At 32.0% G+C, this 12,057-nt stretch carries 12 protein-coding genes; 7 read left to right on the forward strand and 5 right to left on the reverse strand.

Annotated elements, in window-relative coordinates; genetic code table 11:
- Nucleotides 1–444: 444 nt before the first annotated feature.
- Entirely contained in the window at nt 445–1,284 is an 840-nt protein-coding gene (locus HMPREF2864_RS04875; RefSeq protein WP_237449008.1) for a family 20 glycosylhydrolase, read from the reverse strand.
- A gap of 593 nt (nt 1,285–1,877) precedes the next feature.
- Here HMPREF2864_RS04875 and HMPREF2864_RS04880 point away from each other — a divergent pair.
- A complete protein-coding gene (locus HMPREF2864_RS04880) occupies nt 1,878–2,678 on the forward strand; it encodes an MBL fold metallo-hydrolase (protein WP_037540904.1) in 801 nt (266 codons plus the stop codon).
- 404 nt (nt 2,679–3,082) lie between these two features.
- On the forward strand, nt 3,083–3,562 hold the full coding sequence (rlmH, locus tag HMPREF2864_RS04885) for a 23S rRNA (pseudouridine(1915)-N(3))-methyltransferase RlmH (RefSeq protein ID WP_070545263.1): 480 nt from the start codon (nt 3,083–3,085) through the stop codon (nt 3,560–3,562).
- 190 nt (nt 3,563–3,752) lie between these two features.
- On the opposite strand, the gene HMPREF2864_RS04890 is transcribed toward rlmH, so the two are convergent.
- Nucleotides 3,753–4,169, reverse strand: coding sequence for a carboxymuconolactone decarboxylase family protein (locus HMPREF2864_RS04890; RefSeq protein WP_002460988.1), 417 nt, complete (start codon nt 4,167–4,169; stop codon nt 3,753–3,755).
- A gap of 102 nt (nt 4,170–4,271) precedes the next feature.
- Between HMPREF2864_RS04890 and HMPREF2864_RS04895 the strand changes: the two genes are divergently transcribed.
- The 3 genes from HMPREF2864_RS04895 (at nt 4,272) to sph (ending at nt 7,409) form a co-directional block, all read left to right on the forward strand.
- Nucleotides 4,272–4,685 carry an Lrp/AsnC family transcriptional regulator gene (locus HMPREF2864_RS04895; protein ID WP_002460987.1) on the forward strand — a complete coding sequence of 138 codons (414 nt, stop codon included), beginning with the start codon at nt 4,272–4,274 and terminating at the stop codon, nt 4,683–4,685.
- Nucleotides 4,686–5,468: 783 nt separating this feature from the next.
- A complete protein-coding gene (locus tag HMPREF2864_RS04900) occupies nt 5,469–5,954 on the forward strand; it encodes an immunodominant staphylococcal antigen IsaB family protein (RefSeq protein WP_037544120.1) in 486 nt (161 codons plus the stop codon).
- A 474-nt stretch (nt 5,955–6,428) separates the two neighbouring features.
- Nucleotides 6,429–7,409, forward strand: coding sequence for a sphingomyelin phosphodiesterase (gene sph / locus HMPREF2864_RS04905; protein WP_176744204.1), 981 nt, complete (start codon nt 6,429–6,431; stop codon nt 7,407–7,409).
- A gap of 108 nt (nt 7,410–7,517) precedes the next feature.
- Here sph and HMPREF2864_RS04910 read toward each other — a convergent pair whose 3' ends face one another.
- Nucleotides 7,518–8,072, reverse strand: coding sequence for a TetR/AcrR family transcriptional regulator (locus tag HMPREF2864_RS04910; RefSeq protein ID WP_002460983.1), 555 nt, complete (start codon nt 8,070–8,072; stop codon nt 7,518–7,520).
- Between the two features lie 175 nt (nt 8,073–8,247).
- On the opposite strand from HMPREF2864_RS04910, the gene HMPREF2864_RS04915 reads away from it, so the two are divergent.
- Nucleotides 8,248–9,162 (forward strand): alpha/beta hydrolase, encoded by a 915-nt coding sequence (locus HMPREF2864_RS04915; protein ID WP_070545267.1) that lies wholly within the window; start codon nt 8,248–8,250, stop codon nt 9,160–9,162.
- A 21-nt stretch (nt 9,163–9,183) separates the two neighbouring features.
- The gene (locus tag HMPREF2864_RS04920) at nt 9,184–9,822 is read left to right on the forward strand and encodes an SDR family oxidoreductase (protein ID WP_070545270.1); all 639 of its coding nucleotides are present in this window, start codon (nt 9,184–9,186) and stop codon (nt 9,820–9,822) included.
- A 420-nt stretch (nt 9,823–10,242) separates the two neighbouring features.
- Here HMPREF2864_RS04920 and HMPREF2864_RS04925 read toward each other — a convergent pair whose 3' ends face one another.
- Together HMPREF2864_RS04925 and HMPREF2864_RS12400 are read right to left on the reverse strand one after the other, a co-directional pair.
- Nucleotides 10,243–11,223, reverse strand: coding sequence for a tRNA dihydrouridine synthase (locus tag HMPREF2864_RS04925; RefSeq protein WP_002460979.1), 981 nt, complete (start codon nt 11,221–11,223; stop codon nt 10,243–10,245).
- A 449-nt stretch (nt 11,224–11,672) separates the two neighbouring features.
- Entirely contained in the window at nt 11,673–11,738 is a 66-nt protein-coding gene (locus tag HMPREF2864_RS12400; RefSeq protein WP_095658920.1) for an epsilon family phenol-soluble modulin, read from the reverse strand.
- Nucleotides 11,739–12,057: the final 319 nt, after the last annotated feature.

Below are 12,057 nucleotides of genomic sequence, written 5' to 3' on the forward strand. Positions count from 1 at the left end.
TTCGCCCTCCATCAAAAATGTATTGTGCATTGATGATGATAAGGTAAAAATTTAGGTATTGCAACACTTTTTTAATTTATAAAAAAGACATATAAAAATAATTTTGTTTGTAAAAAATCTACAAATGAACTCACTAAATTCAAATAAAAATTTTATCTGTAAGAAAAATCAATATGTGTTTCTTTTCTTCTAGCGAAAACAATTATCGTGAAGAAAATCTTTTTTGCTGAAAAAAATTAACCTTAAGGAGTTAGGAATTAAAATAAATGCGAATAAACTTATATACATACTCGATTAAATTGGTCTGTTTTAAATCTGAAGCAAATTCTCCCCAAAATGTGAGATATTCACCATTAATATAACTATTGAAATACGGGTCTTTACGCATATTAGCTGTATTAAAATCTGTTAAACGTGTGTCGGCAATATCAGCTTTCTGCTTAGCTAACGAATGTGTGCTTTGCTGTGCTCTAGGAAAGACGTAGTAAACAGAACGATTAAAATTTTCGACCATAAAGTGGTTAGTGAAAAGTCAGTTGGCGATGGTGACTGTTTGGATGGTTGATGCCAATACATAATAATAATGCTGTGATTTAAATTTTTGAGTCCTTCATGTGTCAAAGAATCATTCCACATCTTAGGCGTATAATGCTTTGCTTGGACAGTGTCTGCAAGCTGATTCATGTATGAAACAAAATCACGTTGCTGTGCGCCTCCACCAGGTACCTCATCTCCACCGATAACCATTTTTAAATTGTCTTTATATGGCGTTTGATAGAAAATACCAGCAACTTCATTGATTAACTGATGAGATACATCAAGCGCTGCCTGATTTTGTTGAAAATCAAGCATTGTATTATCATAGCTAGAAACAACCTGTCGATATTGGGAGGGATGATGTTTATGGAGTAACGTCAGCATGGCTTTTGAATGTGCAGGGAAGTCTAATTCAGGAATAAGCTGGACATGGTGTTTATTGGAATATTGAACAAGCTCACGCAACTCTGCTTTTGTGAGGTAATAGTGATTTGAATGGGTAGACGTTTGACCTAAGACCTTTGAGTAAATACTATAATTGTCATTGTCAGCAAGGTGTAATTGTAGATAACGCCCATTGACACGGCTAAGCTCGCCGATGATTTTCTTAATGCTATCTTTAGTATAATGCGTCCGTGCAATATCAATAGAAATACCCTTTTCAATATCAGATTGCTTACTATGCTTAGGAAAGAAAGTGAATACAATAAGTAATAAAATAACAATAATGGCACTAAGCTTTTTCATAATTGCCCCTCTTTTATTTTTAATATGGTGCATAAGTAATTAGTAATAGTGCAATAACAATTGTTTAAGATAATAAAATAAAAGTTTACGTTTTTCAATATATAGTAATTTTCCATCTATATCTCACAAGGCTTATTTATAGTTTTATGAAGTACAAAACAAACGGCATAATCCAATAAGGGAAGACTTACAGTATAGAGAAGGAACTGTGAAGGTAGTATAAAATCTAGCATAATAAGGAAAACAAAATATATACGATGCAACTATTGATAGAAGAAGTGCGCATGAACGATAAAAAGGTAATAACATATGAAATATTTTCTAGATGTATAAGCGTACATACAGAAACTTAAAATAAAAATATGCGCGCTATTTTAAATCTGTGTATTGGCACATTGTTCTTATAATTGGTATAGTAATATATAAAGATATTTTAGAGGACGGAATACGATGATGTGCTTGTGATACAGCGTGATAACATATCATTGATAATAACGGTCACTGATGTATAACGTGTGGATGGGTGATTTACATAGGAGGACCTCTAAGGGGAGTGTAAATAATAACACACAGCATGACAGATAGTAGGAAGGATGAGTGACGTGATACGTATGAGCGTCTTAGCTAGCGGTAGTACTGGTAATGCTACTTATGTAGAAAGTGAAAAAGGCAGCTTATTAGTTGATGTCGGTTTAACAGGTAAGAAAATGGAAAATCTGTTTAGCCAAATCGACAGAAATATAAGCGATTTAAACGGCATACTCGTGACACATGAGCATAGTGATCATATTAAAGGATTAGGAGTCTTAGCACGTAAGTATCATTTGCCAATATATGCGAATGAAAAGACATGGAAAATGATTGAAAAAAAAGATAACAAAATACCGATGGAACAAAAATTTATATTCAATCCATATGAAACGAAGTCAATCGCAGGATTTGATATTGAATCATTTAACGTTTCACATGATGCGATTGATCCACAATTTTACATTTTTCATAATAATTATAAGAAATTTACAATGATTACGGATACAGGATATATTTCAGACCGCATGAAAGGCATGATACATGGTAGTGACGTCTTTATGTTTGAAAGTAACCACGATGTAGATATGTTGCGCATGTGTCGATATCCATGGAAGACAAAGCAACGTATCCTCAGTGATATGGGGCATGTGTCTAACGAAGATGCAGGACACGCAATGACAGATGTAATCACAGGAAACACAAAGCGCATTTATTTATCGCACTTATCTCAAGATAATAATATGAAAGATTTAGCACGTATGAGTGTCGGTCAAGTATTGAATGAACATGACATTGATACACAAAAAGAAGTGTTATTATGTGATACGGATAAAGCACAAGCAACACCTATTTATACACTATAGTTTCAAATGCTATTTTAATGAGCAGGATAACAAAGTCTTAAAATGACAGACTTAATCCTGCTCTTTTTATTTGTAATTAATTAAGTAGAAGGGCAGTCTAAGAAATGAATAATTGAAACGCTGCCATTTAACACATAATATATGTGTATAACTATGTAAGACGGTAAGCAAGTTATCCCCAAATTCATGCAAAGTTATCCAGTGTTGTGAACAATACACACAAAAATATACACATTATTCACAGAGTTATCCACATAACCACAAGTTATTAACGCTTTTTTCCAAATAAATCACAAAAATAAGGCTTATTTTTATTCATTATTGGTATAATAAGAGGGTATAGTGTTGATAAGTGAATAACTTGTGGATAACTAGAATAAGTTACTTCATCACGGAGGTTTAATATGAAAATCACAATACTTGCAGTAGGAAAATTAAAAGAAAAATACTGGAAACAGGCTATTGCAGAATACGAAAAACGCCTGAGTGCCTATAGTAAAATAGAACTGATAGAAGTACCAGACGAAAAAGCACCAGAAAATATGAGCGACAAAGAAATAGAACAAGTAAAAGCCAAAGAAGGCCAACGCCTCCTAGCTAAAATTAAGCCTCAAGCAACAGTCATTACATTAGAAATTGCAGGGAAAATGTTGTCATCAGAAGGCTTAGCACAAGAATTACAACAACGTATGATCCAAGGCCAAAGTGACTTCGTCTTTGTTATTGGCGGATCAAACGGATTACATAAAGACGTCTTAACACGTAGCAACTACGCACTCTCATTCAGCAAAATGACCTTCCCACACCAAATGATGCGCGTGATTTTAATAGAACAAGTTTACCGTGCGTTTAAAATTATGCGAGGCGAAGCGTATCACAAATGATGAGGTTTTTTTAGCTAGTTTCTAGTAAGAGTTTATTGGGAATTATTACTAATTCACCAGTAGTTATGGCTTTCCATATCTCCTTTAGCAACGGTTTTTGAAAACTAAAAATATATTTAATATTTTAACATCAAGTCATAACTTTCTTCATTTGATGTGAGATGATGCTAAAATACAAAGATTTAATAAATTAGTTAGTTTCACTTGATAATTTCAAAATTGCTCCTAAATGTTGTTGTGCTGTAGTAAATAAAGTAAATGTAATTAATTCAATAATTTCTTTATTTGTCATTACATCCTTTAGTAATTGAATTGTAGATTCAGGTACGTTTTCTTTTGTTTTTAAATAAACTTCAACAAAACCAGTACACAGTAATGATTTTTCATCTTGATATTCATTACTAGGACTACCTTTTGCTTTACAATATAGACATCCATTTTCTTGAGCAAGTATTCTTCTTAGTTCTTCTTTAAGTTCTTTACTTAGAGCACCATCATCACTTAAAAGATTAGCTAAATCATTCCAAGATTTTAGTATATTTTCATTGTGTCCTAATAACTGTTGAAAAGGTGTCTTACCAATATTACTATAATTTATTAACGCCATTTTATCATCTCCTTTAATTAATAATACACATGTTATAATAAATAATGAATACCAATTCAAAGGTAGATGTTGTTAAATTATTTAATAAATGAGGTAAAATAAGTGAATGACTTAATAAATGAAAAAATACTAAATATATTAGAAAAGAATAGTAGAATGACTATTAATGAAATAAGTAAACAGGTGAATTTATCTGCACCTGCTGTAAGAGAAAGAATAAATAAGATGGTAGATTTAGGCATAATAAAAAGTTACACAATTAATATTGATTATGAGAAGTTAGGATATGACGCTGAAATTTTGATTGAGATAACTATCAAGAATAATAGATACGTAGATTTTAAAAAATTTATATCGGAACAAGATAATGTGGATTTTTGTTATCGAGTATCTGGTGACGCTTGCTTTGTGTTCAAAGTTCGATTGGAAAACATGAGTTCAGTAGAATCATTCATAGATTTACTACAGCCATATGGACACACGAAAAGCCAGTTTATTTTTTCAAAAGTCATATAGCTGAAGAGAGTATGTGTAAATGTAATTAATAATTGTAATAAAGTAAATGCTTAATAGATACGTTTTTTTAGCACCTTTGTAAAGGGGTTTGGACGTATTAGAAAACATGAAGCTTATGAGAATTGCTATTGTGTTTTTGTGAAGAGTATCATAAGTGATTTAGATTGTAAAACTAATAATTAATCATTATTTATAACTGTAGTTTAAATGATATTTTAATATTTTTGACAATACTATTGTTAGATAATACATTTGAAAAAATAATAAAAGGTAACAAATTTGGAAGTTGTTTTGGCATGAGAAATCAATCATTGAAACAGAAGATATTTGAGTTGATTGACTTAAAAAATGAAGGTAGCTACTGGGATTATAAACAATATCACTCAACGGAACATAATCATAAATTGTTATATGCCATTATATGTTTATATTAATAATTATAAAGTAAAAGAGGATATAAATTGAAAGGGAATGGTTATAAGTTAGGTATAAAAGTTAAAAAAGGACATCTGCTTTTTATATAGGTAATTTAACAGATGAAGAAAGTTATTATTATAAGGTAATTTTAGTAAATAATATAAAACTAATATCCATCAACTACTGCTATGACATCTTTATCAAATTTTTGATATCTAAAATAACTTATATAGCGCTTTTTTTAATTATATTACGCATTTTACATTGTAATTGGCAAAAGATAAATTTTTGTTTGTAATATTCTTGAAATATTGTTACATTAATGTAACAATAAAACTGTAACATAATTAATGAGGAGGGTTTTTTATGAAAAAAGTTTCTAAAATTATTTTAGCTAGTAGTCTTGTTTTGGGCTTTTCCGTAACGCCCGAATTATTTAATGTAACTCAAGCACATGCGCAAGAATCTGTTAAACCTTATTATAATTATAGTGGTTATACAGCATATCAAAGTAGGTTTATACTGGATAAGAATTTTAAAAAATCTTTAAAATTCGACACTTTCAAGATTAATGGTTATAAGATTACTAAAAATTCATCAGTTAAAAATCATAAAAATTTATATGATCAAACATATTATTGGGTTTCTAATCATAAAGCTAATGGTGTTTTTTTCTCACTAGATGGCAAATCTGTTAGTAAAAAAGAATTAATTAATCATTACGGGGAACCAAAATATTATTCTTCATCAGCATGGGGAAAAGAATGTACTTATAAAATTGGAAACAAAGATGTAAGATTTTATGTTGATAAAAAGGGATATGTAATTAAATGTCAAATAATTAGTGAGTAGAATGATTTTTATGTTAAAGCATGGGATTAAGTAAATGGATGTTACTTAGTCTCATGTTTTATTATTTAGAGCGTTTTTAAACTTAGCTTTTTTGTCTTGATGCTCAGTTTACAGCTTTTTTCTTATTAGTAGTATTAATCTTTATGATATTTTAAAAACTTATGCTTTCAATTTTTTTCTGAGTGATTCAAGTATTAAAGCATCGGTAAATCAATCGTTTTCAGCTTTATAATAAATGACAAGATGACGTTTAACAGAATCTAGATACTTATCACAAATACTATCAGCCCCGTGACTAGACTAAATTTGAATATAATTAGATAACGCTGTAATACTTTCAATAGAATTAAACAGAATATTTAGGTTTTAATTTTTTATTAAAATTTTATTTAGTTATAGTAATTTTTAAAAATAACTTTATTTCATTTGTTATAATCATTGCATCAAATGAAATGAGGTGTATAAATGATGTATTTGAATTGGCAACGTAAATGTATCATAACTACAATAGTCGTATTGAGCAGTTTTTTATTAGTATTTTCATCAATTACATATGCTAGCGAACGCAATACTGAAGACAGCCTTAAAATTACAACACATAATGTTTATTTCTTGCCTACAGCAATATATCCTAATTGGGGGCAATCTCAGCGCGCTGATTTAATTTCAAAAGCGGATTATATCCAAGGTCAAGACGTTGTAATTTTAAATGAATTATTTGATCACAAGGCATCAAATCGACTTTTAACAAATTTAAAATCACAATATCCTTATCAAACACCAATTGTTGGTCAAGGTACAGAAGGTTGGCAAAAGACATCTGGATCTTATAGAAAATTGAAAAAAGTGAGCGGTGGCGTTGGTATCGTGAGTAAATGGCCAATCGTACAACAAGAACAACATATTTACAAAAATGGTTGTGGCGCTGACAGTGTAGGCAATAAAGGCTTTGCATACATTAAAATTAATAAAAACGGTAAATACCAACATATTATTGGAACGCACCTTCAAGCAGAAGACCCAGTATGTATGAAAGGGAAAGATCAAACGATTAGACAGAGTCAAATGGAAGAAATCAAACAATTTATCAAAGATAAAAATATTCCAAAAGATGAACCCGTATATATCGGCGGTGATTTAAATGTCATTAAAGGTTCAGCGGAATATCAGAAAATGTCTGATAACTTGAATGTTTCAATGCCTAAACAATACGAGGGCAACGCGTATAGTTGGGATACACAAACTAACGGCATTGCGAATTATAATTATCCTAAATTAGAGCCGCAACATTTAGATTATATTTTACTAGATCGAGACCATGCACAACCAAGTTCATGGCATAATCATACACACAAAGTAAAGTCACCAGAATGGTCTGTAAAATCTTGGGGTAAGACTTACCGATACAATGACTATTCAGACCATTATCCAGTTTCTGCATATGCAGCGAATTAACATTTTTATATTTGCATTAAATTGTTAAATTTTAATACTTAAAATGGGAGCTATACGGAGATCAAAGTTCAAAATTGATTTCTCATATAGCTCCCTGTTTTTTTACTTTTAGGCTAAATCATATAAAGATAACAATCGTGATACGTGTAAAGGTATTTTTTCTTGTTCTTGTGTGTTATCACTGCTGTTTAGATAGCTGTCTAGTAAGCCGATCATACCGTTACTGATAAAGTTAATGTATAAATGATAATCTAGCCCTTTATCAGTAGCGACTGTTGTCGGTACTTTTTTCTTAAATTCTTCTTCAATAAAATGAAGAAGTTTTTTCTTATAACTTGAAGCGTTACTAATATTGAAAAGTTTCATGAAAAAAGACCTATTATTTTCGAAAAACTCAAACCATAATTGTGTACCTTCTTGTAGACCAAGAAGTTTTTTAGCTTCACAAATTTTTTCGAGCTCCGTAAGCTTTTCTGATACGACTTGATCTAGTAAATCATATTTATCAATATAATGGAGATAAAATGTTTTTCTCCCAACTTGAGCATATTCTGTAATTTCTTTAATTGAAATTGTGTCAAAATCTTTTTCGAAAAAAAGTGTAATAAAGGCTTTGTTTATGCTTGCTCTTGTTTTAACGACACGTAAATCCTTGATATTCATTGTGAATCACCCCTACTTAAGACCCATTATCAGCAATTTGTGTAGTAACACACAGATGTGGCTATATATTAATTGAAAGACTTAATTAATTACTCTACCATGGCATTATACACACAAGAGTAATAAAAATCCACAGAGAATTAATTTTATATATATAAAATGGAGGAATAAAGTTATGAAGCAATCAGTTAATTTCAAAAGTAAAACGAACTTACTAGCAGCTCATTTATATACACCTGAACAATTTGATGAAAGTAAAACGTATCCTGCAATTACAGTGTGTCATCCAGGTGGGGGTGTTAAAGAACAAACTGCGGGTATGTACGCAGAGAAACTTGCTGAATTTGGTTATGTGACTGTGGTCTATGATGCTTCTCATCAAGGTGAAAGTGAAGGTTCACCTAAATATTTAGAAGATCCATTTGCGAGAACGGAAGATGTGAGAGCTTCAGTTGATTATCTTACAACATTAGACTTTGTAGATAATGATAGAATTGGTGCCCTTGGTATTTGTGCTGGTGGTGGTTATACAGTCAGTGCAGCAAGAACTGAACGTCGTATCAAAACACTAGCAACAGTAAGTATGGTTGATATTGGTGCATTATTCCGTAAAGGGCCTGGCGATGTGATATCCATAGAAGATCAACTAAGCTTCATGACTCAAGTTGCTGATCAACGTACAGAAGAAGCAAGTGGTGCTGACTATGCATATACAGGTTATGTGCCAGAAGAAGTTGATGATGCTATGCCTGAAAATTCAACAATGGTGCAAGGTCATGATTACTATTTAACTGAACGTGGTTATCATAAAAATGCACCAAACAAAATCTTATTAAGAAGCTTTTCTGAAGTATTAACATTTGCGCCGTTCACGTATATTGATGAACTGTTAACACAACCATTTTTAGCAATTGCAGGTACAGAAGCGGACACTTTTGAGTACAGTGAGGAAGCAGTTGAAAAAGCAGCTGGAAATGACAACGAATTATATAAAATAGAAGGTGCATCACAAGTCGATTTATACGATATACCAGAATATGTCAATCAAGTACTACCAAAACTTGAATCATTCTATAAAGAAACACTATAAATTTAAAAGGGTGGTATAACAATGACTCGTATTTTAATTATTGGTGCTAGTGGTCAAATTTCACAAGAGGCCATTGACTTATATTTACAGAACACAGATTTTGATTTAACACTATTAGCAAGAAACAAATCGAAATTACCTGACTATGATTCAAATAGAGTGACAGTCTTTGAAGGTGATGCGACAGATAAAAATGCTATTTCAAAGGCTTTAGAAAATGTAGATACTGTGTTTGTTAGTTCTACCGGAGATACTTTAGGAGACCAAGCTAAGACCATTATTGAATCAATGAATGATAATGGTACGAAACGTTTAATCTTTGTCACTGCGCTTAATACGCTTCATGAAGTTCCGGGAAAATTTGGTGAGTGGAATGATGAAAATATTGGCCCGTATCTTGGACCTTTTAGAGAAGCAACTGAAGCCATTGAAAATTCAGATTTAGACTACACAATATTCAGACCGGCTTGGTTAACGAACTATGATGAAATAGATTATGAAGTAACACAAAGAGATGAACCTTTCAAAGGAACAGAGGTTTCTCGCAAAAGTGTTGCAGATTTAGCAGTTAAAATTTCTCAAAATCCAAAACGACATTCAAAAGAAAATATTGGATTAAATAAACCGAATACAGACGGCGACAAACCTAGCTGGATGTAATTAAAATGTTTTAATGCTGTTATAATCAGTAGTTAAAGTAAGAAAAAGCGACTACTTTGCTTTCTTAAAGTAGTCGCTTTTTGCGAGCAAGCAGTGATTCTATTTAGCATGTTTATCATTTCTATCATATATCAGCATACTCATTGCAACTGCAACGGCTATCGAGATCATCATGACATGTTTGTTCTCGATAAATATAATCTTTACAAGATAAGAAATAAGGCGCATTTAACTTTGTCACAGAACCATTTTTAAGCTATTAAGTCCGCTAATTGAATTTAAAGAACGTGCACCTTTATTTTTATCGTAAATGAACTTCTTCATCTTGCCCAAGACATTTATGTTTCAGCTTAAGTCATGCGATAAATCATAAAATTTTAAAGGGATAAAAAAGCTTAACCTTATTTATACCTCTGTATATTAAGACTCTACCTCATCGTGTCTTTGGGCTTCAAATGCATCAAGTAATGCGCGGGCTTCGTCTGTGGTTTGTGTGTCCATGAGTTGATGACGTAGTTGGCTAGCGCCTTTAATGCCACGTACGTAAATTTTAAAGAATCTGCGTAAACTTTTGAATTGTTGCGTTTCATCGCTAGAATGTTTGTCGAATAATGTTAGGTGTAATCTAAATAGGCTTAAAAGTTCTTCACTCGTATGTTCACGTGGTTCTTTTTCAAAGGCAAAGGGATTGTGAAATATACCTCTACCAATCATGACACCATCAATACCATATTTGGTTGCGAGTTCCATACCAGTTTTTCTATCTGGAATATCTCCGTTAATTGTTAACAATGTGTTTGGTGCAATTTCGTCGCGCATATGCTTGATGGCTTCGATTAATTCCCAGTGTGCATCTACTTTACTCATCTCTTTACGCGTACGGAGGTGAATTGATAAGTTTGCGATGTCTTGTTCGAAGACGTGTTTTAACCAGTCTTTCCACTCATCAATATCATAATAGCCAAGGCGTGTTTTAACGCTTACTGGTAAACCGCCCGCTTTTGTTGCTTGAATAATCTCGGCTGCGGTTTCGGGACGTAGAATCAAGCCAGATCCTTTACCTTTTTTGGCAACATTTGCTACGGGACAGCCCATATTCAAATCAATCCCTTTGAAGCCCATCTCAGCCAAACCGAAACTCATTTCTCGGAATTGCTCAGGTTTGTCACCCCATATATGCGCGACCATAGGCTGCTCATCTTCACTAAATGTTAAGCGTCCGCGTACGCTGTGTATCCCTTCAGGATGACAATAGCTTTCAGTATTTGTAAATTCAGTGAAGAAGACATCCGGTCTTGCTGCTTCACTCACTACATGACGAAAGACGATATCTGTCACATCTTCCATAGGCGCCAAAATAAAAAATGGACGTGGCAATTCACGCCAAAAGTTTTCTTTCATAATATAATTAAACCTTCTTCTTTATTAGTATCTCGAATTTTTATGCATGATGATATTACCACAAATGATGAACTTATACAAAGGGAATTTGAAAAGGCACAGGCTTTAAAAGGGAGGCCTACGGGGAGTCTAAAATACGTATGTGCACATCATAATTCTAGCGCAATATAAATGATGGGATATTGTAATTTAACTTTTGAGGATAAGTGTGAAGTGATACTTTAAGGATTTCTCATATGATTATAATTAACTGATAAGTAGAAGCGGATAATCAATGACGAAGTTTGGTATAAAGGATGTCATGTAGATAGGATGATATGAAGAGAAAAAAGTTGAAAATTGGTTAAATAGTTAGCGCATATTATTAACTAGTGATTTAGGCCGCACGACAAACCACCCGAGTGAACGGGCGGTTTTGAGCTCTTTTGACATCAAATCGCTACTTTTAATTATTTGTTGCCAAATAATTTTTTGATGAATTCGATTACTTTTTTAATTAAATTTACGATAAACATTTGACTTACCTCCCGTTATTTCTTGAGTTAATTGTATAATGAATCGCGCTTTATTTGTTTAATAATTCATAATACATAAAAAACTATACATATATGTAAAAAAACAAAATTCATGATAACAATTAAGAATACTTTTATGTTAAAAATTCAACATCAAATATAAAATAAATTCAAACAAGCTTGATAGTATTTTTGTGGAACGATTTGAAAATGGAGACCATCTGCTACATATAGCTGGGTGACAGCATGCATGGTTATTAAATTATTGAGGTGTCTGTATATTTTCAATTCAGTCAACTACTGCCAATATTTAGTTCAT

Source organism: Staphylococcus sp. HMSC059F04 (assembly GCF_001812565.1).
GTDB classification, from domain to species: Bacteria; Bacillota; Bacilli; order Staphylococcales; family Staphylococcaceae; genus Staphylococcus; species Staphylococcus lugdunensis.

What these genes read in the sequence shown, in the direction of transcription:
- HMPREF2864_RS04890 (WP_002460988.1), bottom strand. Translation starts at nt 4,169, where the DNA reads ATGGCGTTAATAAATTATAGTAATATTGGTAAGACACCTTTTCAACAG.
- HMPREF2864_RS04910 (WP_002460983.1), bottom strand. Translation starts at nt 8,072, where the DNA reads ATGAATATCAAGGATTTACGTGTCGTTAAAACAAGAGCAAGCATAAAC.
- HMPREF2864_RS04880 (WP_037540904.1), top strand. Translation starts at nt 1,878, where the DNA reads ATGAGTGACGTGATACGTATGAGCGTCTTAGCTAGCGGTAGTACTGGT.
- rlmH (WP_070545263.1), top strand. Translation starts at nt 3,083, where the DNA reads ATGAAAATCACAATACTTGCAGTAGGAAAATTAAAAGAAAAATACTGG.
- HMPREF2864_RS04875 (WP_237449008.1), bottom strand. Translation starts at nt 1,284, where the DNA reads ATGAAAAAGCTTAGTGCCATTATTGTTATTTTATTACTTATTGTATTC.
- HMPREF2864_RS04925 (WP_002460979.1), bottom strand. Translation starts at nt 11,223, where the DNA reads ATGAAAGAAAACTTTTGGCGTGAATTGCCACGTCCATTTTTTATTTTG.
- HMPREF2864_RS04915 (WP_070545267.1), top strand. Translation starts at nt 8,248, where the DNA reads ATGAAGCAATCAGTTAATTTCAAAAGTAAAACGAACTTACTAGCAGCT.
- HMPREF2864_RS04900 (WP_037544120.1), top strand. Translation starts at nt 5,469, where the DNA reads ATGAAAAAAGTTTCTAAAATTATTTTAGCTAGTAGTCTTGTTTTGGGC.
- HMPREF2864_RS04920 (WP_070545270.1), top strand. Translation starts at nt 9,184, where the DNA reads ATGACTCGTATTTTAATTATTGGTGCTAGTGGTCAAATTTCACAAGAG.